The sequence below is a fragment of the Nocardioides zeicaulis genome (assembly GCF_042432345.1).
GTDB classification, from domain to species: Bacteria; Actinomycetota; Actinomycetes; order Propionibacteriales; family Nocardioidaceae; genus Nocardioides; species Nocardioides zeicaulis.
This window is the reverse complement of the sequence record NZ_JBHLXH010000001.1, coordinates 561,954-584,625: the sequence shown is the minus strand read 5'-3', so window position 1 is coordinate 584,625 and position 22,672 is coordinate 561,954. Positions and strand designations below refer to the sequence as shown.

The following is a 22,672-nucleotide window of genomic DNA, read 5'->3' as shown; positions in this document are numbered from 1 at the left end:
GCGGGCAATCTGGTTCGCGGGCCGTCGAGGCGCCCACCTATGGTTGCGCCATGGCAGCCCGCATCCTCCGCATGTCGACCCTGTTCGTGCGCACCCTGCGCGACGACCCGAACGACGCCGAGGTGCCGAGCCACCGACTCCTGGTGCGCGCCGGCTACATCCGCCGCAACGCGCCCGGCATCTACACCTGGCTGCCGCTGGGCCTGCGCGTGCTGCGCAAGATCGAGAACATCATCCGCGAGGAGATGGACGAGATGGGCGCCCAGGAGCTGTCGTTCCCCGCACTGCTGCCCAAGGAGCCCTACGAGGCCACCAACCGCTGGGTGGAGTACGGCCCCAACATCTTCCGCCTGCAGGACCGCAAGGGCGCCGACTACCTGCTCGGCCCCACCCACGAGGAGATGTTCACCCTCGTGGTGAAGGACCTCTACTCCTCCTACAAGGACCTCCCCCTCTCGATCTACCAGATCCAGACCAAGTACCGCGACGAGGCGCGTCCCCGCGCCGGCCTGCTGCGCGGGCGCGAGTTCGTGATGAAGGACTCCTACTCCTTCGACGTCGACGACGCCGGGCTCGAGGTGTCCTACCAGAAGCACCGCGACGCCTACATCCGGATCTTCGACCGGCTCGGCTTCGAGTACGTCATCGTCAAGGCGACGTCCGGCGCGATGGGCGGCTCGGCGAGCGAGGAGTTCCTCGCCAAGGCCGCGGTCGGCGAGGACACCTACGTCCGCTGCACGCACTGCGACTACGCCGCCAACGTCGAGGCCGTCGCGGTGCGCGCGCCCGCTCCGGTGGCGTACGACGACGTCCCCGCGGCCCACGTCGAGGACACCCCCGACACGCCCACGATCGACACGCTCGTCGACCACCTCAACGCCACGTTCCCCCGTGACGACCGGCCCTGGGCCGCCGGCGACACCCTGAAGAACGTCCTCGTGGTGCTCAAGCACCCCGACGGCACCCGCGAGCCCCTCGCCATCGGCGTGCCCGGCGACCGCGAGGTCGACCAGAAGCGCCTCGAGGGCCAGCTCGAGCCCATCGAGGTCGAGCCCATGGACGAGGCCGAGCTCGCCAGGCACCCTGCGCTGGTCAAGGGCTACATCGGTCCCGGGGCGCTGGGGGAGGAGTCGACGTCCGGCATCCGCTACCTCGTCGACCCCCGCGTGGTCGAGGGCACCCGCTGGGTCACCGGCGCCGACGTGGCCGGCTCCCACGTCGTCGACCTCGTCGTCGGCCGTGACTTCAGGCCCGACGGCACCATCGAGGCCGCCGACGTGCGCGACGGCGACGAGTGCCCCAACTGCACCGAGGGCACCCTCGAGTCCGCCCGCGGCGTCGAGATGGGCCACATCTTCCAGCTCGGCCGCAAATACGCCGACGCCCTCGGCCTGAAGGTCCTCGACGAGAACGGCAAGCTCGTCACCGTCACCATGGGCTCCTACGGCATCGGCCCCTCGCGCGCCGTCGCCGCCATCGCCGAGGGCACCCTCGACGACATCGGCCTCTGCTGGCCCCGCAACGTCGCCCCGGCCGACGTCCACGTCGTCGCCGCAGGCAAGGACGAGGCGGTCTTCGCGGCCGCCGAGGAGCTCGCCCGCGACCTCCGGGCCGCCGGCCTCGACGTCCTGCTCGACGACCGCACCGGCAAGGTCAGCCCCGGCGTGAAGTTCAAGGACGCCGAGCTCATCGGCGTCCCGACCATCGTCACGGTGGGCCGCGGCCTGGCCGACGGCGTGGTCGAGGTGCGCGACCGCGCGTCGGGCGCCCGCGAGGACGTCGCCGTCGGCGAGGCCGCGACGCACGTGGCCGACCTGGTCCTGCGCGGCTGACGCTCCCATGGCGACCGTCCGCACCCGTGCCGTGATCTTCGACTGGGGCGGCACGCTGACCCGCTGACCCGCTGGCACGACGTCGACTTCCACGCCGAGTCGCTGGCGCTGGCCGAGGCGGTGCGTCGTACGCCCACGCCGGAGGACGACAATCACGCCCACGCCGAGCGGCTGCACCGGGCCGGCGAGGTGGTGTGGGGCCGCAGCCGCGACCACCAGCAGAGCGCGACGATCGCGGACCTCTTCGCCGAGGCCGGGCTCGACCACGACCCCGAGCTGCTCCGGGCCTACTACGACTTCTGGGAGCCCCACACCCTCACCGACCCCGAGGTCCGGCCGATGTGGGAGGAGCTGCGCGCCGCGGGCATCCGGGTGGGGGTCCTCTCGAACACCATCTGGCCGCGCGCCTGGCACGTCGGGTTCTTCGAGCGCGACGGTGTGTACGACCTGGTCGACGGCGACGTCTACACCAGCGAGGTGCCGTGGACGAAGCCCTCGCCCCTGGCGTTCCGGGCCGCGATGGAGGCGGTCGGGGTCGACGACCCGGCGGCGTGCGTCTACGTCGGCGACCGCCTCTTCGACGACGTCTGGGGCGCCCGGCAGGCCGGCATGCGCGCGATCCACGTCCCGCACAGCACCATCCCGGCCTCGCAGGTCGGGCACACCGAGGGCGAGCCGGATGCCACGATCACGTCACTGGCCGAGCTGCCGGCCGTGGTGCGTGCGCTCGACGGCCGCTGACGGGTCCTGCATCTTTCTGCGTTGCATCAACATGCAGGTGGGATCCGGTTGGCGGGGCACTCGATCGAATGCATGATTGTGCATGCGGCGCCGCCACCCCCACAGGAGGTGCCGCTCGGGTGATGCTGACCAACCCCACACAACGGTCCGCGTCCTCGGCCGTTGGGAAGGATCTCGGGACTTTCCCAATGGTTGAGGCCGCGGGCCGTTTCCCGTTCCCGGACGACCGGGGCCGCGGGTCAGCCCAGCTCCGGGGCCCCCGGCCACGTCGTCGCGGCGCCCCCGAGCTCGAGCTCCCAGGTGGCCGACCAGACGGCCTCGTCGAGCGCCCAGTCGCGGACCCCGGCCGACGACTGCGCCACCAGGGCCAGCAGCACCTCCGTGCTGCGCGACTCGAGCTGCTGGGCGAGCACCTCGACCTCCGTCACGGAGGTGACGGCGGACGGCAGCGCGTAGGCGGCGTCGGCGGCGACCGGCTCCCCGCCCGCGTCCTCGACGAACACGCGCAGCCGGTCGCGCCGGGCGCGGTGGCGCACGTATGCCGTGGCGAGGGCCGCGTGCAGCGTCGGGGTGGCGGACGCCGAGGTGCGGGCGCCGAGGACGCCGTAGGTCCACAGCGTCGCGTGCTCGTCGGCCAGCGTTTCCTGCAGGGCGTCGAGGACGCTCACGAGGTGACCTCCGTCGAGAGGGCCGCCGCGTGCTGCGAGGTCGAGGCGGCGATGCTCGCCAGCACCCGGGCCAGGTCGCCGCTCGCGGCGGTGGTGCACGCCCCCCGCACGGCGCGGAGCAGCCGCTGCTCGGACCGGCGCGCCGCCCGCAGCGCCGGCACGATCCGGGCGGGCAGGGTGGGAGCAGGCGACGTCGGCAGGTCCTGGTCGGGCAGCGCGCCGGCCAGCACGTCGAGGTGGGCGGCGTGGGCGGCGGTGACCGGGGCGAGGCGCTCGACGAGGGCGGGGACGGCGGCCGTCGCCGCGGCGAGCACCGCACCTGCGCGGACCAGCTCGGCCGCGACCTCCTGGACGAGCGCGGAGTCCTCCGGCGGGGAGGCGGCGTCGGTGGGGGCGTCCGTGGCGGCTGCGTCGCGGGGCGGGTCGATGTCGCACCCGGACAGGACCAGCGGCAGCGCGGCAGGTGCCGCGAGCGCCGAGCCCAGCGCCGTACGGCGGGAGATCTGCGGTGCGGCCACGCACGAACCCTAGCCGCCGCGCGGGGCGGTCCGGACCGGGCCACGGCGAGTGCCGGGGGACGCCGCCGGGCGGCTATCGTGGTCCTTCGACAACAGCACAAGGAGGTCGCACCCGCATGAGCACTCCCCGTCAGGACGCCACCCGGGACCGCATCGAGGCGGAGCTCGTCGACCCCCTGCGTCAGCTCGAGATCGACGTCGAGGCCGTGGAGCTCACGCCCGCCGGCAAGCGCCGCGTGCTGCGCGTCGCGGTCGACAAGGACGGCGGCGTGACGCTCGACGACGTGGCCGACGCGACGCGCGAGGTCTCCCGCGTGCTCGACGAGTCCGACGTGATGGGCGAGATGCCCTACACACTCGAGGTCACCTCCCGAGGCGTCGACCGCCCGCTCACCCTGCCGCGGCACTGGCGGCGCAACGAGGACCGCCTGGTCAAGGCGAACCTCGCCGACGGCTCGGGCCTGACCGGCCGGGTCCTGTCCTCGACCGACGACGCGGTCACCCTCGACGTCGACGGCACGCACCGCGAGGTGCCCTACGCCGAGATCTCCAAGGCCCTCGTGCAGATCGAGTTCAACCGCAAGACGAACGAGAAGGACGACTGATGGACATCGACCTGAGCATCCTGCGGATGCTGGAGCGCGAGAAGGAGATCCCCTTCGAGGTCCTGGCCGAGGCCATCGAGACCGCGCTGCTCACCGCGTACCAACGCGCCACCGAGGCGCAGCACCCGGCCCGCGTCGAGCTGGACCGCAAGACCGGTCACGTCACCGTGTGGGCCCGCGAGGTCGACGAGGACGGCACCGCCGGCCCGGAGTACGACGACACGCCCCAGGGCTTCGGCCGCATCGCCGCCACGACCGCCAAGCAGGTGATGCTGCAGCGGCTGCGCGACGCCGAGGACGAGAAGACGTTCGGCGAGTTCTCCGGCAAGGAGGGCGACATCATCTCGGGCATCATCCAGCAGGGCCGCAACCCCGACGACGTGATGGTCGACCTCGGCAAGCTGGAGGCCATCCTGCCGATCAGCGAGCGCGTGCCGGGGGAGAGCTACGTCCACGGCGAGCGCATCAAGTGCCTGGTGACCTCGGTCCGCAAGGGCATGCGCGGGCCGCAGGTCACGCTCTCGCGCTCGCACCCGACGCTGGTCAAGAAGCTCTTCGCCCTCGAGGTGCCCGAGATCGCCGACGGCACCGTCGAGATCGCCGGCATCGCCCGCGAGGCCGGCCACCGCACCAAGATCGCCGTCCACTCCACGGTCGCGGGCGTCAACGCCAAGGGCGCCTGCATCGGCCCGATGGGCCAGCGCGTGCGCAACGTGATGAGCGAGCTCCACGGCGAGAAGATCGACATCGTCGACTGGGCCGAGGACCCGGCCGAGCTGGTCGCCCACGCCCTCTCGCCGGCCCGCGTGAGCTCGGTGGAGATCGTCGACCTCGCCGCCCGCTCGTGCCGCGTCGTGGTGCCCGACTTCCAGCTCTCCCTCGCGATCGGCAAGGAGGGCCAGAACGCCCGCCTCGCCGCCCGCCTCACCGGCTGGCGCATCGACATCCGCTCCGACGAGGCCCCCGCGCCCCAGGACTGACCGGCCGAGGGCTGGGCGGGCGGGCGTCCACGGGGTGACTCGAGCGGACCTGTGTCCGCTCGACGCACGCCATGGCGTGCGTCCAGCGTCAACGGCGTGCGTCTAGTTCGGCGTTCGGTGCGTCGTCGGACGTCGCGCGTGCCGCTCGCCGCCGGGCGTCGACGGGGTGACTCGAGCGGACCTGTGTCCGCTCGACGCACGCCATGGCGTGCGTCCAGCGTCAACGGCGTGCGTCTAGTCCGACCCCAGCCGCCGAACCAGCCGCCGACCCAGCCGCCGACCCACACCCCCACGGCGCCCGTACGCCGGTCGGGTCGTGGTGGGGGTCACACGACCTCCCTTGGCAGCGCCGGTTCGTAAAGCGCTGGCGTGACGCGATAGAGTGGTCATCAGTGGCCACCACGTCTGACACCCCTGCGCCCGGACCCGTCCGGACCTGTGTGGGTTGTCGGGCCAGGGCCGCTGCGAACGAGCTGCTGCGGGTTGTCGCGGGCTCGGACGCCGAGGGCCACCCGGCCCTGGTGCCCGATCCGGACCACCGGGCACCCGGCCGGGGGGCGCACGTCCACCCCACGCCGGAGTGTTGGCAGCTCGCGGTGCGACGCCGAGCGTTTCCCCGGGCCCTCCGCTCGGGGCAGGGGCTCGACACCGCGCTGGTGGAGGCCCACATCATGGCGCCGCTCAGCGCTCACGCACCACCGTCCGAATCACCGCACCACCGACCAGAAACTGGAGCACACAGCTCATGAGCACTCGATGAGTAACTCGTAATGAGTGTGCACACCCACTAGCTGGTCCGTTCCCTCCTTCTGGAGTCACGGACCAGAAGGAGTAGTAACCCACCGTGGCAAAGACCCGAGTCCACGAGCTCGCCAAGGAGTTCGGAGTCGAGAGCAAGTTCGTTCTCGAGAAGCTCAAGGAGATGGGGGAGTTCGTCAAGTCGGCGTCGTCGACTGTCGAGCCCCCCGTCGAGATGCGCTTCAAGAAGCAGTACGGCGACGAGCTGAAGGCCGCTGCGGCCTCCGCCCCCGCCGCTGCGCCCGAGGCGCCGGCCGAGAAGCCGGCCGCCAAGAAGGCTGCCCCCAAGCCCGGCCCGAAGGCGGCTCCCGCCGAGGCGCCGGCCCCTGCGGCCGAGGCCCCCGCGCCCGCCGCCGAGGCACCGGCAGCCCCTGCCGCGTCGCCGGCCGCCCCGGCCGCCCGACCCGGCCCCAAGCCCGGCCCGAAGCCGGCCACCCCGGAGCCGCAGGCGGCCCCGAGGGCCGAGCCCGCCGCGCCCGCCGCCCCGGCCGCTCCCGCGGCCAAGGCGTCGGCCCCCGCGCCGCGCCCGGTCGGTCGACCCGGCGCCCCGCGCCCGGGCAACAACCCGTTCGCGCCCAGCCAGGGCATGGGCTCGCGCCCCGCCCCGCGCACCCCGGCTGCCGGTGACGACAACCGTCCGCCGCGCCCGCCGGCCGGTGGCGGCGAGGGCCGTCCCGGCATGCCGCGTCCCAACCCGGCGATGATGCCGAAGTCGCCCGCCGCCTTCGGCAGCGGTCCCGGCGCCCGTCCGGCCCGTGGCGGCCCCGGTGGCGGCCCCGGCCGTCCCGGTGCTCCCGGCCGCGGTGCCCCGGGTCGTCCGGGCGGTGCCCCGGGCGGTGCCCCGGGCGGTGCTCCCGGCCGTCCCGGTGGCTTCGGTCCCAACGCCAGCGGCCGTCCCGGCCAGCGCCCCGGCCAGCGTGGCCAGACCCAGGGTGCCTTCGGGCGCGCCGGTGGTCCGTCGCGCCGTGGACGCAAGTCGAAGCGTGCGCGTCGCATGGAGTTCGAGGCCATGGAGGCCCCGACCATCGGCGGCGTGCGCGTCCGCAAGGGCAACGGCGAGACCGTGCGCCTGCCGCGTGGCGCCTCGCTGACCGACTTCGCCGAGCGGATCAACGTCGACGCCGCTGCGCTCGTGCAGATGCTCTTCTCGCTCGGCGAGATGGTCACCTCGACGCAGTCGGTGGGTGACGAGACGTTCGAGCTGCTCGCCGAGGAGCTCAACTACGTCGTGCAGATCGTCTCCCCGGAGGACGAGGACCGCGAGCTGCTCGAGACCTTCGACCTCGAGTTCGGTGCCGACGAGGGCGACGAGGCCGACCTGGTCGTCCGCCCGCCGGTCGTGACCGTCATGGGTCACGTCGACCACGGAAAGACCAAGCTCCTCGACGCGCTGCGCAACGCCAACGTCGTCGACAAGGAGGCCGGTGGCATCACCCAGCACATCGGTGCCTACCAGGTCCACACCGAGGTCGACGGCGAGGAGCGCCGCATCACCCTCATCGACACCCCCGGTCACGAGGCGTTCACCGCCATGCGTGCCCGTGGTGCCCAGGCCACCGACATCGCGATCCTGGTCGTCGCGGCCGACGACGGCGTCATGCCGCAGACGGTCGAGGCGCTCAACCACGCCAAGGCGGCCAACGTGCCGATCGTGGTTGCGGTCAACAAGATCGACAAGCCGGAGGCCGACTCCACCAAGGTCCGCGGCCAGCTCACCGAGTACGGCCTGATCCCCGAGGAGTACGGCGGCGACGCGATGTTCGTCGACGTCTCGGCCAAGGCCGGGCTCAACCTCGACAAGCTGCTCGAGGCCGTCGTCCTCACCGCCGACGCCTCGCTCGACCTGCGGGCCAACCCCGACCAGGACGCGCAGGGCCTCGTGGTGGAGGCGCACCTCGACCGCGGCCGCGGTCCGGTCGCCACCGTCCTGGTCCAGCGTGGAACGCTCCGCGTGGGCGACTCGATCGTCGCCGGTCCGGCCCACGGCCGTGTCCGCGCGATGCTCGACGAGCACGGCAACGAGCTCACCGTGGCCGACCCGTCGCGTCCCGCGATGGTGCTGGGTCTCTCGGCGGTGCCGGGCGCGGGTCAGAACTTCATCGTGGTCGAGGACGACCGCATGGCCCGCCAGATCGCCGAGAAGCGCGAGGCGCGCGAGCGTGCGGCCATGCAGGCCAAGCGTCGCGTCCGCCGCAGCCTCGAGGACTTCATGGCCTCCATGGAGAAGGGCGAGAGCCAGGAGCTCAACCTCATCCTCAAGGGCGACGTGTCCGGTTCGGTCGAGGCGCTCGAGGACGCCCTGTCGCATATCGACGTCGGCGACGAGGTGTCGCTGCGCGTCATCGACCGCGGTGTCGGTGCGATCACCGAGACCAACGTCGACCTGGCGGCCGCCTCCGACGCGATCATCATCGGCTTCAACGTCCGCCCGCAGGGCAAGGCGAGCCAGATGGCCGACAAGGAGGGCGTGGAGATCCGGTACTACTCGGTGATCTACAACGCCATCGAGGAGATCGAGGCCGCGCTCAAGGGCATGCTCAAGCCCGTCTACGAGGAGTCGACCCTCGGGCAGGCGGAGATCCGCGAGATCTTCCGCTCGTCCAAGGCCGGCAACATCGCGGGCTGCATGGTCACCTCCGGCCTCATCCGTCGCAACGCCAAGGTCCGTGTGCTGCGCGACGGGGCGGTCGTGGCCGACAACCTCGACCTCGCCTCGCTGCGCCGCGAGAAGGACGACGCCTCCGAGGTCCGCGAGGGCTTCGAGTGCGGCCTGGTGCTCCGCAACTTCCAGGACATCAAGATCGGCGACATCGTCGAGTCCTTCGAGATGCGCGAGATCCCGCGCGGCTGATCCACCCCTTGCACCACCCGAGTCGGCGTCTCCCCACCGTGCGTGGGGAGGCGCCGACTCGGTACGTTGGAGTCGAGCCACGAGCCGACTCGCCCAGAGAGTGAGCAGAGCACCATGAGCAACCCCCGCGTCCGCAAGATCGCCGACCGCATCCAGGTGATCGTCGCCGAGATGCTCGAGCGCCGGATCAAGGACCCGCGCCTGGGTTTCGTGACCGTCACCGACGTCCGCGTGACCGGAGACTCCCAGCAGGCCTCGATCTTCTACACCGTGCTCGGCGGCGAGGACGACCTGGCCAGCACGGCCGCGGCGCTGGAGTCGGCGAAGGGCGTCATCCGCTCCGAGGTCGCCAAGCAGCTCGGGATGCGCATCGTCCCGTCGCTCACCTTCATCCCTGACGCCCTGCCGGAGAGCGCCCGTGCGCTCGACGAGGTGCTCGAGCGTGCCCGCCAGCAGGACGAGGAGGTCGCCGCGCGCCGCGTGGAGGCCTACGCCGGCGACGCCGACCCCTACAAGAAGCCGAGGGAGGTCCTCGACGAGGACGACCTGGACGACGACCTGGACGACGACGACGTCCTCGACGACGGCTCCGACCTCTCCTTCGCCGAGGACGGCCGAGCCGAGGACGACCGCGCCTGATGGCCGACTCCGGGCTCGTCGTGGTCGACAAGTCCGCGGGGATGACCTCCCACGACGTCGTCGCGCGAGTGCGCCGGCTCGCGGGCACCCGCAAGGTCGGCCACGCCGGCACCCTCGACCCGATGGCCACCGGCGTGCTGGTGCTGGGCGTCGAGCGGGCCACCCGGCTGCTCGGCCACCTGATGCTCACCGAGAAGGCGTACGACGCCACGATCCGCCTGGGTGTCTCGACCACGACCGACGACGCCGAGGGGGATGTCACCGCGACCGCCCCGACCGACGGCGTCGACCCCGACGACGTCCGTGCCGGGCTCGCGCGGTTCGTCGGCGACATCGAGCAGGTGCCGACAGCCGTGTCGGCGATCAAGGTCGACGGCAAGCGCGCCTACGCGCGGGTCCGTGACGGCGAGCAGGTGGAGCTCGCGGCCCGCCCGGTGACCATCCACGAGCTGGTCGTCCACGAGGTCGCGCTGCCCGAGGTGAGGATCTCGCTGCGCTGCTCGTCCGGCACCTACGTGCGCGCCGTCGCCCGCGACCTCGGCGCCGCGCTCGGGGTCGGCGGCCACCTCACCGCGCTGCGGCGCACGGCCGTGGGCCCGTTCGACCTGGCCCTCGCGCGCACCCTCGACGACCTCGGCGACGACTACGCGCAGGTGCCGATCGCCGACGCCGCGCGCGCGTCGTTCCCGTCCGTCGACCTCGACGAGGAGCAGGCGGCACACGTCCGCGTCGGCCGCGGTCTCGACCCCGCGCTGGCGGGGAAGGGCCCCCACGCGGTCTTCGCCCCCGACGGCTCGTTCCTCGCGCTCTACGAGCAGCGGGGCGCCCAGGCCCGCCCGGTCGCGGTCTTCGTCTGAGCGCGCCAGTAGGCTGCGCCCGTGCAGATCTGGCGTGACGTCGACGACGTGCCGGCCGACCTCGGCCGCACGGTCGTCAGCATCGGCAACTTCGACGGCGTCCACCGCGGGCACGCCCACGTGCTCCGCACGGCGCGGGAGACCGCGGAGCGGCTGGGCGTGGACACGGTGGTCGCGGTGACCTTCGACCCCCACCCCATGGCCGTGCTGCGCCCGGAGCACGCGCCGCCCACCCTGACGTCGATCGAGACCCGCGCGCGCCTGCTCGAGGCCACGGGCGTGGACGCCACGCTGGTCGTCGGCTTCGACCGCGGCGTCGCGGGCTGGTCGCCGACGGAGTTCATCGACCGGATCCTCGTGGAGTCCCTGCACGCCGCCGCGGTGGTGGTGGGGTCCAACTTCCGCTTCGGCGCCAAGGCGGCCGGCGAGGTCGCGACCCTCGTCGAGGCGGGCGGGTCGCGCGGCTTCGAGACGGTCGGGGTCCCGCTCGACGGCGGCCCGCAGGTCTGGAGCTCGACCTACGTCCGCCAGTGCCTGGCCACCGGCGACGTGGCCGGTGCCTCCGAGGCACTGGGCCGCCCGTTCACCGTCCGCGGCACGGTCGTCGAGGGCGACAAGCGCGGACGCGAGATGGGCTACCCCACGGCCAACGTCCCGGTCCCGCCGGTCGACGCGGCGCCGGCCGACGGCGTGTACGCCGGCTGGCTGACCCGCCTCGACACCGGTGAGCGCTACCCCGCTGCGATCTCCGTCGGCACCAACCCGACCTTCGAGGGCGAGCGCGAGCGCCGCGTGGAGTCCTACGTGCTCGACCGTGACGACCTCGAGCTCTACGGCGTCGAGGTCGAGGTCGCCTTCACCGAGCGGCTGCGCGGGATGGTGAAGTTCGACGGCATGGAGGCGCTCCTGGTGACGATGGCCGACGACGTCGTGCGGGCGCGCGAGGTCCTGGGTGGCTGAGCGGTCGGAGGTCGAGACCTGGTTCCTCGACCACGGCCTGCCCTACTTCGTCGCCGAGGAGCGCGCGTCGGCCCGCGCCGGGCTCCGCCCGCGCCGCCTCGCCACGCTCGTCCTGGTGCTGCTGGTGCTCGCCGGGGGCGCCGGCCTCGCGGCGTACCTCTCCGAGACCTATGCCGCCGGACCCGCGCTCTGGCTGTCCGTCGGCGGCCTGGCGCTGCTCTGGTACGCCGTGACCGCGCTGCGGGCCCGCCCGATCGTCGTGTTCGCCCTCTCGCGCACGCTGGGCAGCCTGCGCTACGTGGCGCCGATGGCCTCGCGCGCGCTGCCGCTGCTGCTGGTGTTCGTGACGTTCCTCTTCGTCAACGCCGAGGCGTGGCAGATGACCAGCAACCTGCCCTTCGGGCTGCTGTGGTCGACGGTCCTGCTGATGTTCGGCCTCGCCGTCGCCTTCCTGCTGGTGCGGCTGCCCGAGGAGGTCGACCGGGTCGACGACGAGGTGGACGACGCGTTCGTCGTGCGCACCTGCGCCGGCACGCCGCTGGAGGAGGCGAGCCGCCGGGTGGCCGACGACCCGTCGGTCGACCCGCAGGCGCACGCCGAGGTCACGGGCTTCGAGCGGTGGAACCTCATCCTGGTGCTGCTGGTCATCCAGTCCGTCCAGGTGCTGCTGCTGTCGCTGACCGTCTTCGTGTTCTTCATGCTGTTCGGCTCGCTGGTGATGCAGGAGAAGACGCAGCTGGCCTGGAGCGGCCTCGACACCGTCAGCGCGCTGCCGCACCTGACCAGCGTCTCGGTGTCGCTCACCAAGGTGTCGCTGTTCCTGGCGTCGTTCAGCGGGTTCTACTTCACCGTCTCGGCGGTCACCGACGACACCTACCGGCGGCAGTTCTTCTCCGTCGTCGAGAGCCAGCTCGAGCGCGCGGTCGGCATGCGCGCGGTCTACCTCGCCACCCGCGCCCACGACTGAGCCGCCGTGCGGCGCGCCGGACGCGACCGTGGGCGGTGCGGGAGGGGGATTCCTGCAGCTCGGAATCCCCCTCGGGCACCGCCCACGGGTGGAACGGGTGAACGGCCTGGGTCAGGCGTCGAGGTCCTGCTCGACCAGTGCGGCGATCGCGTCGACCGCGGCCTGGTCGTCGCCGGCGACCTCGACGGTGTCGCCGTGGCCGGCGCCGAGGGTCATGATCATCAGCGACGAGCTCGCGTCGACACCGTTGATGGTGACGTCGGAGCCCAGCTCACCGGCCTTCTCGGCGATGATCGCGGCGGGGCGGGCGTGCAGGCCGACGGCGGAGCCGACGGTGACGGACTTGCTGGGCATGGTGCTCCTTCGAGGGGGGAGGGGTGTCGGGTGGTGCGGTGGATCAGACGGTAGCGACGTCGGCGTCGGAGGACTTGCTCGCGCTCTTGAGCAGGGTGACGAGAGCGGCACCGACGATGACACCGGCAGCGAGCGAGATCAGGTAGCCCACGACGTTCGACACCGCGAAGAGCACGAAGATGCCGCCGTGCGGGGCGCGGACGCTGACGTCGAGGGCCATCGAGAGCCCGCCCGTCACCGCGCTGCCGGCCATGATCGCCGGGATGACCCGCAGCGGGTCCGCCGCGGCGAACGGGATCGCGCCCTCGGTGATGAACGAGGCGCCGAGCAGCCAGCCGGCCTTGCCGTTCTCGCGCTCGGCCTGGGTGTAGAGCCCGGGGCGGACCACCGTGGACAGGGCCAGCGCGATCGGCGGGACCATGCCGGCCAGCATGACCGCGGCCATGATCTTGAGCTCGGGGGCGTCCGCCGAGGCAGCTGCGGCGGTGCCGACGCCGGCGGCGGCGAAGCTGTAGGCGACCTTGTTGAGCGGGCCGCCCATGTCGAAGGCCATCATCAGGCCGAGGATGACGCCGAGCACGATCGCGTTCGAGCCGCTCATGCTGTTGAGGCCGTCGGTCAGCTGGGTCATCAGCCACGAGATGGGCTTGCCGAACACGAGGATCATCAGCAGGCCGGCGACGATCGAGGTCACCAGCGGGATCACGAGCACGGGCATCAGGCCGCGCGCCCAGGTCGGCACCTTGCGCTGCTGGAGCCAGTGGGCGATCACACCGGCGAGCACACCGCCGACGATGGCGCCGAGGAAGCCGGTCTGGGCGAGCCCGGTCGGGTCGTCGCCCGAGGACGAGACGCCGAAGATGTTGGTGGCCAGGCCGCCCATGACGAAGCCGGGCGCGATGCCCGGACGGTCGGCGATTGCGTACGCGATGTAGCCGGCGAGGGCGGGCACGAAGAACATGAACGCCGTCTTGCCGATGATGAAGAAGATGGCGCCGATGTAGGCCATCACCCCCGAGCCGAAGAGCGCATGGTCGAGGCCGAGCGCCTGGACGTCGGGCGGGCTGAAGAGCGTGTTGTCGACGGCGATGTCACCGTAGGGGCCGACGATCTCGTAGCCGCCGAAGAGGAAGCTCAGGGCGATCAGCAGGCCGCCGGCGGCGACGAACGGGATCATGTAGGACACGCCGGTCATCAGGACGCGACGCGTGCGCCCGCCCCACGACTCGTTCGCGGTGCTGCTCGAGGCGCCGGCCGCGGACGCGTCACCCTCGACCTTCGGCGCGCTGGCCGGGTCGGCGGCGTAGCGCAGCGCCTCGGCGATCATCGCGTCGGCGTCGTCGATCGGACGCTTCACCCCCGAGCTCACCATCGGCTTGCCGGCGAAGCGGGCGCGGTCGCGTACCCCCACGTCGACGGCGAAGATGACCGCGCCGGCGGCCGAGATGGTGTCGGGGGACAGCGGCGTGGAGCCGGCCGAGCCCTGCGTCTCCACCTGGAGGTCGACGCCCGCGCGGGCCGCGGCGGCCTCGAGGGCCTCGGCGGCCATGTAGGTGTGCGCGATGCCGGTGGGGCACGCCGTGACCGCGACGAGCGAGGGCGTCGCACCCGAGGTCGCGACTGCGGAGGTACCCGCGGAGGTGGCGGAGGTGGCGGAGGAGGCGTCACCGGTCGCGGGGGACCCGCCGCCGGTGGGGACCTCGCCGCCGGTGGGGGTCGCGGCACCCGACGGGGCACCCGAGGCTGGGGCGGGCCTCGCGGGAGCGGGCTCGCCGAGCTCGTGGGTGACGAGGTCGACGACCTCCTCGTCGGTCTCGGCGGCGCGCAGGGCGTCGGTGAAGGCGGGCTTCACCAGCGCGCGGGCGAGCTTGGTCAGGATGGTGAGGTGGGTGGCGTCCCCGCCGGCGGGCGCCGCGATGAGGAAGGCGATGTCGGCCGGGCCGTCCTTGGCGCCGAAGTCGACCGGCGGCTCGAGCCGGGCGAACGCGAGGGTCGGCACCTCGACGCCGGCGGTGCGGCAGTGGGGGATCGCGATGCCCCCGGGCAGCCCGGTGGACGAGGTCGACTCGCGAGCGAACGCGTCCTCGACGAGCTGGTCGCGGCTGGTGGCGCGCCCGGCGTCGTCGACGACGGCGGCGAGCGCCCGGATCACGTCGTGCTTGTCGGAGCCCCAGTCGGCTCCGAGCCGCACGAGCTCGGTGGTGATGAGTTCGGTCATGTGGTGACTCCCAGTGCAGTGACGCCGACGAGCTCCGTGCGGAGCTGCGAGGGCAGGGGGATGGTGGTGCCGGGAAGACCTGCGGCGGCGCTGCCGTAGGAGACTGCGAGGGCGAGCCGGTCCGGGGCGCTGAGGCCCCGGATGTCGCCCAGCATGTAGCCGAAGAGGCTGGAGTCGCCCGCACCGACGGTGCTGACGACGGTGGTCGGGGGCGGCGTGGCGTGCCAGGCGCCCTCGGCCGTGACCAGGACGGCACCGTTGCCGCCGAGCGTGGCCAGGACGGTGCCCACGCCCCGGTCGACGAGCTGCCGGGCGGCCCGCGCCGCGGCGACCGGGTCGGACTCGAGGGTGTCGGCGTCGCCGCCGGTGAAGGAGGCCAGCTCCTCGCCGTTGGGCTTCATCAGGTCGGGCGCCGCGTGCGGGAGCGCGTCGACGAGGGCCTGGAGCGGCGCGTCCGAGGTGTCGACCGCGACGTGGCCGCCGGCCTCGCGGAGACGGCGCACCAGGTCGGCGTAGAACGACGCGGGCGCCCCGGCCGGGAGCGACCCGGCGAGCACGGTCCAGCTCGCGCCGGCGGCGCGCACCAGGACGGCCTGCGCCATCAGCTCGAGGTGGATCGGGAGCACCTCGGCGCCGGGGGAGTTGAGCTTGGTGGTCGTGCCGTCGGGCTCGGTGACGGTGAGGTTGACCCGCACGTCACCGGCCGGCTGGACGGGGCGGCAGTCGATCCCGGCGCCGAGCAGCTCGAGGACGAACGGGTCGTCCTTGGCGGCCGGCACGACGGCGATGCTGGGGATGTCGGCGCTGACGGCGGCCCGCGAGATGTTCACGCCCTTGCCGCCGGCCTGCGAGGTCACCGACGCGACGCGGTGCACCTGCCCGCGGACGAGCTCGCCGTCGAGGGCGACGGTGCGGTCGATGCTCGGGTTGGGGGTCAGCGTGAGGATCATGCGACCACCACCTCGATGCCGGCCTGCTCCATCGCCCGCCGGTCGGAGGCGTCGGTGCCGGCGTCGGTGACGAGCGCGTCGACGCTGTCGAGGGTGGCGAAGCGCACCGCGGTCTCGACGCCGAACTTCGTGGAGTCGGCGAGCACCACCGTGCGGCGGGCGCAGGCGATGATCGCCCGCTTGGTCGATGCCTCGTCGAGGTCGGGGGTGGTGAGCCCGTGGCCGACGGTGATGCCGTTGGTGGCGACGAACGCGACGTCGGCCCGCAGCTCGTGGAGCGCGATCACGGTGTCGGCGCCGACCGCGGCGTGGGTGGTGGGCCGCACGCGACCGGGCAGCAGGTGCAGCTCGATCTGGGGGAGGCCGGCGAGGCGGGTCGCGACCGGCACGGCGTGGGTGATCACGGTGAGCCGGTGGTCGCGGGGCAGCGCGGCGGCGAGACGGGCGGTCGTGCTGCCGGCGTCGATGACGACGACGGAGTCGGGGGGCGGCAGGAGGGCCACGGCGGCCGCCGCGATCGCCTCCTTGGCCTGCGTGTTGCTCTGGTCGCGCTCGCTGATCCCTGATTCGATGACGGTCAGCGAGCCCGCGGGGACCGCCCCGCCGTGCACCCGTCGCACCAGGCCCATCCGGTCGAGGGTCGACAGGTCCCGGCGTACGGTCTCCGTGGTCACCTCGAACTCGCCCGCGAGCTGCACGACCGACAACCGACCGCGACGACTGATCAGCTGGGCCATCGCCTGCTGTCGCTCTTCCGCGTACATCGGGCCCCCTTCCGAGGATCTGTGTATGTGTTGTTTTAGTCCCGAATGTGTTGCTTGTCAACCGCGTGGTGATCTACGGTGTGTCCATGACCACACCCGCCAGCACCACCCTGAGCGGGACCCCGGTCGTGCCGGGTGTCGCCGCCGGACCTGTCCTGCACGTGCGCGGGGAGGTCTCGCCCGAGGCCGTCGCGCGCTACGGCGAGGGTGACTTCGCCGATCCCGAGGCCGCGCTCGCGGCCTACGACGACGCGGCCTCCGCCGTCGCCGCCACGTTCTCCGACAAGGCCGCGTCCGCGCAGGGCGCCGCCGCGGAGGTGCTCACCGCCAGCGCCGGCCTGGCCCGCGACAAGGGTCTGCGCTCGGCGGTGGCGAAGAACCTCCAGGCCGGGCAGGGCCCGGTCGCGGCCGTGCAGGGCGCGGTCGAGCAGTTCGTCACGATCTTCACCACCATGGGCGGGCTGATGGCCGAGCGGGTCACCGACCTGCGCGACATCGAGCGCCGCGTCGTGGCCCACCTCGTCGGCGAGCCGCCCCCGGGCGTCCCCACCCCGACGGAGCCCTCGATCCTGGTCGCCGAGGACCTCGCGCCGAGCGACACCTCGGGGCTCGACCCGTCGCTGGTGACCGCCCTGGTCACCGAGCGCGGCGGGGCCACCAGCCACACCGCGATCATCGCGCGCCAGCTCGGCATCCCCTGCGTGGTCGGCGCCGCCGGCATCACGGCGCTGGCCGAGGGCACCTTCGTCGTCGTCGACGGCGAGGCGGGCACCATCGAGCAGGAGGCCGACCCCGAGGAGGCGCGCACCCGCGTGGAGGAGAGCCGCCGCCTGCGCGAGGAGCTCGCGTCGTGGACCGGCCCGGCCGCCACGGCCGACGGGATGCCCGTCAAGCTGCTGGCCAACGTCGCCGACGGGCCGTCGGCCGAGCAGGCCGGTGGCGAGCCCGTGCAGGGCGTCGGCCTGTTCCGCACCGAGCTGTGCTTCCTCAACCGCAAGGACGAGCCGGGCGTGGAGGAGCAGGCCGACATCTACTCCGGCGTGCTGGCCCCCTACGCCGACGGTCGCTACGTCGTCGTGCGCACCCTCGACGCCGGCTCCGACAAGCCCATCGCCTTCGCCACCCACGAGGGCGAGGAGAACCCCGCGCTCGGCGTGCGCGGGCTCCGGCTGAGCTTCGACAACCCCGGCCTGATGGACCGCCAGCTCGACGGCATCGCCGCGGCGGCCGAGCGCACCGGCACCGAGACGTGGGTGATGGCGCCGATGGTCGCCACGGTGGCCGAGGCCGCCGACTTCGCGGCCAAGGTGCGCCAGCGCGGGCTCAAGGCCGGCGTGATGGTGGAGATCCCCAGCGCCGCCCTGCTCGCCCACCGGATGCTCGAGGTCGTCGACTTCCTCTCCATCGGCACCAACGACCTCACCCAGTACGCCATGGCGGCCGACCGGATGGCCACCGACCTGGCCCACCTCACCGACCCGTGGCAGCCGGCGGTGCTCCAGCTGATCGCCATCACCGCCCACGCCGGCACCGAGGCCGGCAAGCCGGTCGGTGTGTGCGGGGAGGCGGCGGCCGACCCCCTGCTGGCTACCGCCCTGATCGGCATGGGCATCTCGTCGCTCTCCATGGCCGCCCGCGCGGTACGCCCGGTCGGAGCCCAGCTCTCCCGGGTCACGTTCGACACGTGCGAGGTGGCCGCCGAGGCCGCCCTCGGCGCCCCCGACCCGATGGCCGCCCGTGCGGCCGTGCGCGAGGTGCTGGGGCACTGACCCCGGCGCCGACCGACCCTCACCAACGCCCCCCACGACGCCCCCACACGACGGACCTCACGACGGAGGAAGCATGACTTCAGCGTACGACCGGTACCGCGCCGCCGAGCACGACCTGCCCGACCAGGCCTGGGCCTGGCAGCTGCACGGCGCGGGCGAGGACAACATGGGCCGGGACGGCGGGCCCGAGCTCGTGCCGATCCCGCGCCCCGCCGCCGACCAGATGCTGGTGCGCATCGACAGCGTGGGCCTCTGCTTCTCCGACGTGAAGATCATGCGGCAGGGCGGCAGCCACCCCAAGCTCTACAACCGCGACCTGGCCGCCGACCCGACCCGGCTCGGCCACGAGGTCAGCCTCACCGTCATCGAGGTCGGCGCGGAGCTGGCGGACCGCTACCACCCCGGCCAGCGACTGGCCGTGCAGCCCGACATCTACCAGGACGGCAAGAGCACCGCCTACGGCTACACGATCCCCGGCGGCCTGATCCAGTACCACCTCATGGGCACCGAGATGCTCGACACCGACGACGGCGCCTGCCTGCTGCCGCTCCCCGACACCATGGGCTACGCCGAGGCGTCCACGCTCGAGCCGTGGGGCTGCGTGATGGCCGCGTACACCCAGCGTCGCCGCCTCGAGCCCAAGCAGGGCGGCACGATGTGGATCGTCGGCCGGCCCGGCGACGAGCGGGAGTACGCGTTCTCCGCCGGCCTCGACGCGCCCGCGACCGTCGTGCTGACCGACGTGCCCGCCTCCGTGGCCCGCCTCGTCGGGGGCACCTCGGCGACCGTGGTGGTGCGCGACGGGCTCACCGACGGCGACCATCAGGCGCTGGTGGACGAGCTCACCGACGGCGCCGGCTTCGACGACATCGTGGTGCTCGACCCCCGCTCCGCGGCCAGCGTGGGCTCCATCGCCACCCACATCGCCCGCCGCGGCACCCTCAACCTGGTGGGGGAGACCGCGCTCGACGGCCTCGTGTCCACCGACGTGGGCCGCCTGCACTACGACTACACCGCCTACATCGGTGGCCGGGGCCCCGACATCGCGGCCTCCTACGGCGAGGCGCGCAACCGCTGCGACCTCCGCTCCGGCGGCACCACGGTCTTCGTGGGCGCGGGCGGGCCGATGGGCCTCATGCACGTCCAGCGCGCGATCCAGCAGGCCGACGGACCGCGCACGATCGTCGCCACCGAGGTGAGCGACGAGCGGCTCAGGAGCCTGGAGGACCGGCTGGCCCACCTGGCCGAGGCCAACGACTGCCGGCTCGTCACCTTCAACTCCCAGACGGCCGAGGAGTCGCTCCACGACTTCGTCATGGGCCTCACCGACGGTCGGGGCGCCGACGACGTCGTGGTGAGCGTGCCGATCTCGGAGGTGATGGCCGAGGCCGACACCGTGATGAACCCCGACGGCATGCTGGTGTTCTTCGCCGGCGTCCCCAACGGCACGCTCGCCCCGCTCAACCTGAGCGCGGTCTACCTCGACAACGCCCAGTACACCGGCACGTCGGGCCTGACCATCCACGACCAGCAGCAGGTCGTCGACCTCGCCCAGCGCGGCGAGCTCTCGCCGGGCTCGATCGTCGGTGCCGTGGGCGGCATGCGGGCCGCCAAGGACGGCCTGCAGGCGCTCGTCGACGGCAGCTACTCCGGCAAGGTCCTCATCTTCCCGCAGATCGACGACCTGCCGCTGATGGGGCTCGACGAGCTCGGCGAGCGGCTTCCCGACGTCGCCGCCCAACTGGGTCCGGGCGGCACCTGGAACGGCGACGTCGAGCGCGCGCTCTTCGACAGCCAGCTGGACGCATGAGCGGCCTTGGCCCGTGAACGGGCACTGACCTGGCCCTGACCCGGCGCTGACCGGACCCGACGGCTCCTCGCCCCACGGGGGCGGGGAGCCGTCGCCGTACCCAAAACCACATGTTCGGGCAGAAATTGGGCCCGAACGCTTGGCAACGTGCCCGAGTGTGAGGTTTACTGCAGACAACATGTGATCGGGGTCACCCCGACCTAGTCGTTCTGGAGGACACACAGCATGGCGACGACCACCACCTCGACCCCGGCGCCCCGCACCGGCGCGCGGGTCCGCGTGCAGAAGTTCGGCACGTTCCTGTCCAACATGGTCATGCCCAACATCGGCGCGATCATCGCGTGGGGCTTGATCACGGCGTTCTTCATCCCGGTGGGCTGGACGCCCAACGAGAAGATCGCGACGATCGTCGGACCGGGCATCTACTACCTGATCCCTCTGCTCATCGCCTACACCGGCGGCTACAACATCTACCGGATCCGCGGCGGCGTGGTCGGCGCCACCGCCACGATGGGCATCATCATGGCGACGAGCAGCCCGCTGTTCGACGCCGCCTACGCCGACACCGGCGGCTCCCCGATGTTCCTCGGCGCCATGATCATGGGACCGCTCGGCGGCTACGTGATCATGAAGCTCGACGGCCTGTGGGACGGCAAGATCAAGCCCGGCTTCGAGATGCTGGTCAACAACTTCTCGGCCGGCATCTCGGCGGCGATCATGGCCATCGGCGCCATGTTCGTCCTCGGCCCCATCCTGCGCGCGGTGATGGACGTCCTGGGCAACGTCGTGGAGTTCCTCGTCGACAACAGCCTGCTGCCCTTCACGGCGATCTTCATCGAGCCGGCCAAGGTGCTGTTCCTCAACAACGCCATCAACCACGGCGTGCTGACCCCCCTCGGCCTCGACCAGGCCAAGGACATCGGTCACTCGGCGCTGTTCCTCCTCGAGGCCAACCCCGGTCCCGGCGCCGGCATGCTGCTCGCCTTCATGGTCTTCGGCAAGGGCGTCTCGAAGGCCACGGCCCCCGGTGCCTTCGTGATCCAGTTCTTCGGCGGCATCCACGAGGTCTACTTCCCCTACGTCCTCGCCAAGCCGCGGCTGCTGCTCGCCCTGATCGCCGGTGGCGCCACGGGCACGCTGATGAACGTCATCTTCGACTCCGGCCTGGTGGCCCCGGCCGCTCCCGGATCGATCTTCGCGGTCTACTCCTCGCTCGCGAAGGGCAGCGCCCTCGGCGTGACCCTCTGCTGGCTGAGCGCCCTGGTCGTGACCTTCGTGGTCGCGGGCATCCTGCTCAAGCTCGACAAGAGCGAGGACGACGTCGACCTCGCCGCCGCCACCGCGCAGATGGAGGCCAACAAGGGCAAGAAGTCGTCGGTCGCCAGCGCGCTGACCGGTGGCACCGCCGCGGCGGGCACCGCTGCTGCGGGCACCGCCACCGCGACGCGCGAGATCCGCTCCATCGTGTTCGCCTGCGACGCCGGCATGGGGTCCTCGGCGATGGGCGCCTCGGTCCTGCGCAAGAAGATCCAGGCGGCCGGGCACGGCGAGGTCACGGTGGTCAACAAGGCCATCTCCAACCTCGACGACAGCTTCGACCTGGTGGTCAGCCACCAGGACCTGGCTGCCCGGGCCGCTGAGCGCACGCCGTCCGCCGTCCACGTGGCGGTCGACAACTTCATGGGCAGCCCGCGCTACGACGAGATCGTCACGATGATCGACGAGGGCAAGCGGTCCTGACCGCGCGCCCCGGCGCACCCGCAACGTACGCCCGGCACACCCCCGGAGCAGCACCGCCGGGCGACACCCCGGAGCCGGCCCGGTCCTCCACCAGGAGGGCCGGGCCGGCTCGCCCACCGGCCCGCACCTGCGTGGTTCGATGGGGCACCACCACGACCCACACCGACCGAGACCGACCGAGACCGACCGGATGAGGAACGAGGCACAGATGAGCGACGTACTGAGCAGGGACGCGATCGTGCTGGGCGGACAGGCCCGCGACCGCGAGGCCGCCATCGACGAGGCGGGGCAGCTGCTCGTCGCGGCAGGGGCGGTCGACGCCTCCTACGTCGCGGCGATGCACGAGCGCGAGGAGTCGGTGTCGACCTTCATGGGCAACGGGCTGGCGATCCCGCACGGCACCAACGAGGCCAAGGGCCTGATCACCCGCACGGCCATCTCCTTCGTCCGCTACGACGAGCCGATCGACTGGAAGGGCAGCCCTGCGCGCTACGTCGTGGGCATCGCCGGCGCGGGCGACGACCACCTGACGGTCCTCCAGGCGCTGGCGGGTGCGTTCACCGACGACGACCAGATCGCCGCGCTCGACCGGGCCCAGACGCCCGACGACGTGCTGGCGGTCCTCGGCGACGTCAGCGCCTGACGCACCAC

20 protein-coding genes are annotated in these 22,672 nt (G+C 72.6%); 14 read left to right on the top strand and 6 right to left on the bottom strand.

Annotated features, from left to right (window positions below):
• Positions 1-50 precede the first annotated feature (50 nt).
• On the top strand, positions 51-1,832 hold the full coding sequence (locus ACFFJG_RS02900; protein ID WP_378517109.1) for a proline--tRNA ligase: 1,782 nt from the start codon (positions 51-53) through the stop codon (positions 1,830-1,832).
• A gap of 120 nt (positions 1,833-1,952) precedes the next feature.
• Positions 1,953-2,573: an HAD family hydrolase gene (locus ACFFJG_RS02895; protein WP_378517108.1), complete on the top strand. Its 621-nt coding sequence runs from the start codon at positions 1,953-1,955 to the stop codon at positions 2,571-2,573.
• 239 nt (positions 2,574-2,812) lie between these two features.
• Here ACFFJG_RS02895 and ACFFJG_RS02890 read toward each other — a convergent pair whose 3' ends face one another.
• Entirely contained in the window at positions 2,813-3,241 is a 429-nt protein-coding gene (locus ACFFJG_RS02890; protein WP_378517107.1) for a DUF4439 domain-containing protein, read from the bottom strand.
• Positions 3,238-3,759: a hypothetical protein gene (locus ACFFJG_RS02885; protein ID WP_378517106.1), complete on the bottom strand. Its 522-nt coding sequence runs from the start codon at positions 3,757-3,759 to the stop codon at positions 3,238-3,240. Before ACFFJG_RS02885 ends, ACFFJG_RS02890 begins: the two co-directional genes overlap by 4 nt.
• 116 nt (positions 3,760-3,875) lie before the next feature.
• On the opposite strand from ACFFJG_RS02885, the gene rimP reads away from it, so the two are divergent.
• The 8 genes from rimP to ACFFJG_RS02845 all read left to right on the top strand — a co-directional run bounded on the left by rimP (position 3,876) and on the right by ACFFJG_RS02845 (position 12,416).
• Positions 3,876-4,364: a ribosome maturation factor RimP gene (gene rimP, locus ACFFJG_RS02880; protein WP_378517105.1), complete on the top strand. Its 489-nt coding sequence runs from the start codon at positions 3,876-3,878 to the stop codon at positions 4,362-4,364.
• Complete coding sequence (gene nusA, locus ACFFJG_RS02875; RefSeq protein WP_378517104.1) at positions 4,364-5,344, top strand: transcription termination factor NusA; 981 nt, start codon at positions 4,364-4,366, stop codon at positions 5,342-5,344. Before rimP ends, nusA begins: the two co-directional genes overlap by 1 nt.
• 203 nt (positions 5,345-5,547) lie before the next feature.
• Positions 5,548-6,093, top strand: a complete 546-nt coding sequence (locus ACFFJG_RS02870) for a YlxR family protein (RefSeq protein ID WP_378517103.1) — start codon at positions 5,548-5,550, stop codon at positions 6,091-6,093.
• Positions 6,094-6,188: 95 nt separating this feature from the next.
• Positions 6,189-8,993: a translation initiation factor IF-2 gene (infB, locus tag ACFFJG_RS02865; protein ID WP_378517102.1), complete on the top strand. Its 2,805-nt coding sequence runs from the start codon at positions 6,189-6,191 to the stop codon at positions 8,991-8,993.
• Between the two features lie 114 nt (positions 8,994-9,107).
• On the top strand, positions 9,108-9,632 hold the full coding sequence (gene rbfA, locus ACFFJG_RS02860; RefSeq protein ID WP_378517101.1) for a 30S ribosome-binding factor RbfA: 525 nt from the start codon (positions 9,108-9,110) through the stop codon (positions 9,630-9,632).
• Entirely contained in the window at positions 9,632-10,489 is an 858-nt protein-coding gene (truB, locus tag ACFFJG_RS02855) for a tRNA pseudouridine(55) synthase TruB (protein WP_378517100.1), read from the top strand. The genes rbfA and truB overlap by 1 nt, the downstream gene beginning before the upstream one ends.
• Positions 10,490-10,510: 21 nt before the next feature.
• A complete protein-coding gene (locus ACFFJG_RS02850; protein WP_378517099.1) occupies positions 10,511-11,449 on the top strand; it encodes a bifunctional riboflavin kinase/FAD synthetase in 939 nt (312 codons plus the stop codon).
• Positions 11,442-12,416: a hypothetical protein gene (locus tag ACFFJG_RS02845; RefSeq protein WP_378517098.1), complete on the top strand. Its 975-nt coding sequence runs from the start codon at positions 11,442-11,444 to the stop codon at positions 12,414-12,416. Before ACFFJG_RS02850 ends, ACFFJG_RS02845 begins: the two co-directional genes overlap by 8 nt.
• A 111-nt stretch (positions 12,417-12,527) precedes the next feature.
• Here the strand turns inward: ACFFJG_RS02845 and ACFFJG_RS02840 are convergent, their stop codons facing one another.
• Genes ACFFJG_RS02840 through ACFFJG_RS02825 form a run of 4 tightly spaced genes read right to left on the bottom strand, consistent with a single transcriptional unit; the run spans position 12,528 to position 16,702 of the window.
• Positions 12,528-12,770 carry an HPr family phosphocarrier protein gene (locus tag ACFFJG_RS02840; RefSeq protein ID WP_378517097.1) on the bottom strand — a complete coding sequence of 81 codons (243 nt, stop codon included), beginning with the start codon at positions 12,768-12,770 and terminating at the stop codon, positions 12,528-12,530.
• 43 nt (positions 12,771-12,813) lie between these two features.
• The gene (locus ACFFJG_RS02835) at positions 12,814-14,988 is read right to left on the bottom strand and encodes a PTS fructose transporter subunit IIABC (protein WP_378517096.1); all 2,175 of its coding nucleotides are present in this window, start codon (positions 14,986-14,988) and stop codon (positions 12,814-12,816) included.
• Positions 14,985-15,938, bottom strand: coding sequence for a 1-phosphofructokinase family hexose kinase (locus ACFFJG_RS02830; RefSeq protein ID WP_378517095.1), 954 nt, complete (start codon positions 15,936-15,938; stop codon positions 14,985-14,987). The genes ACFFJG_RS02835 and ACFFJG_RS02830 overlap by 4 nt, the downstream gene beginning before the upstream one ends.
• Positions 15,935-16,702, bottom strand: a complete 768-nt coding sequence (locus ACFFJG_RS02825) for a DeoR/GlpR family DNA-binding transcription regulator (protein ID WP_378517094.1) — start codon at positions 16,700-16,702, stop codon at positions 15,935-15,937. The genes ACFFJG_RS02830 and ACFFJG_RS02825 overlap by 4 nt, the downstream gene beginning before the upstream one ends.
• A gap of 86 nt (positions 16,703-16,788) precedes the next feature.
• Here ACFFJG_RS02825 and ptsP point away from each other — a divergent pair, with 86 nt between their 5' ends.
• The 4 genes from ptsP to ACFFJG_RS02805 all read left to right on the top strand — a co-directional run bounded on the left by ptsP (position 16,789) and on the right by ACFFJG_RS02805 (position 22,664).
• Positions 16,789-18,471, top strand: coding sequence for a phosphoenolpyruvate--protein phosphotransferase (gene ptsP, locus ACFFJG_RS02820; RefSeq protein WP_378517093.1), 1,683 nt, complete (start codon positions 16,789-16,791; stop codon positions 18,469-18,471).
• Between the two features lie 73 nt (positions 18,472-18,544).
• Positions 18,545-20,281 carry a zinc-binding dehydrogenase gene (locus ACFFJG_RS02815; RefSeq protein WP_378517092.1) on the top strand — a complete coding sequence of 579 codons (1,737 nt, stop codon included), beginning with the start codon at positions 18,545-18,547 and terminating at the stop codon, positions 20,279-20,281.
• Positions 20,282-20,506: 225 nt separating this feature from the next.
• Positions 20,507-22,021 (top strand): PTS mannitol transporter subunit IIBC, encoded by a 1,515-nt coding sequence (locus tag ACFFJG_RS02810; protein WP_378517091.1) that lies wholly within the window; start codon positions 20,507-20,509, stop codon positions 22,019-22,021.
• Between the two features lie 208 nt (positions 22,022-22,229).
• The gene (locus tag ACFFJG_RS02805) at positions 22,230-22,664 is read left to right on the top strand and encodes a PTS mannitol transporter subunit IIA (protein WP_378517090.1); all 435 of its coding nucleotides are present in this window, start codon (positions 22,230-22,232) and stop codon (positions 22,662-22,664) included.
• Positions 22,665-22,672: the final 8 nt, after the last annotated feature.

What these genes read in the sequence shown, in the direction of transcription:
- rimP (WP_378517105.1), top strand. Translation starts at nt 3,876, where the DNA reads ATGAGCACTCCCCGTCAGGACGCCACCCGGGACCGCATCGAGGCGGAG.
- ACFFJG_RS02840 (WP_378517097.1), bottom strand. Translation starts at nt 12,770, where the DNA reads ATGCCCAGCAAGTCCGTCACCGTCGGCTCCGCCGTCGGCCTGCACGCC.
- rbfA (WP_378517101.1), top strand. Translation starts at nt 9,108, where the DNA reads ATGAGCAACCCCCGCGTCCGCAAGATCGCCGACCGCATCCAGGTGATC.
- ACFFJG_RS02870 (WP_378517103.1), top strand. Translation starts at nt 5,548, where the DNA reads ATGGCGTGCGTCCAGCGTCAACGGCGTGCGTCTAGTCCGACCCCAGCC.
- ACFFJG_RS02900 (WP_378517109.1), top strand. Translation starts at nt 51, where the DNA reads ATGGCAGCCCGCATCCTCCGCATGTCGACCCTGTTCGTGCGCACCCTG.
- ACFFJG_RS02815 (WP_378517092.1), top strand. Translation starts at nt 18,545, where the DNA reads ATGACTTCAGCGTACGACCGGTACCGCGCCGCCGAGCACGACCTGCCC.
- nusA (WP_378517104.1), top strand. Translation starts at nt 4,364, where the DNA reads ATGGACATCGACCTGAGCATCCTGCGGATGCTGGAGCGCGAGAAGGAG.
- ACFFJG_RS02825 (WP_378517094.1), bottom strand. Translation starts at nt 16,702, where the DNA reads ATGTACGCGGAAGAGCGACAGCAGGCGATGGCCCAGCTGATCAGTCGT.
- ACFFJG_RS02805 (WP_378517090.1), top strand. Translation starts at nt 22,230, where the DNA reads ATGAGCGACGTACTGAGCAGGGACGCGATCGTGCTGGGCGGACAGGCC.
- truB (WP_378517100.1), top strand. Translation starts at nt 9,632, where the DNA reads ATGGCCGACTCCGGGCTCGTCGTGGTCGACAAGTCCGCGGGGATGACC.
- ACFFJG_RS02810 (WP_378517091.1), top strand. Translation starts at nt 20,507, where the DNA reads ATGGCGACGACCACCACCTCGACCCCGGCGCCCCGCACCGGCGCGCGG.
- ACFFJG_RS02830 (WP_378517095.1), bottom strand. Translation starts at nt 15,938, where the DNA reads ATGATCCTCACGCTGACCCCCAACCCGAGCATCGACCGCACCGTCGCC.
- ptsP (WP_378517093.1), top strand. Translation starts at nt 16,789, where the DNA reads ATGACCACACCCGCCAGCACCACCCTGAGCGGGACCCCGGTCGTGCCG.
- ACFFJG_RS02835 (WP_378517096.1), bottom strand. Translation starts at nt 14,988, where the DNA reads ATGACCGAACTCATCACCACCGAGCTCGTGCGGCTCGGAGCCGACTGG.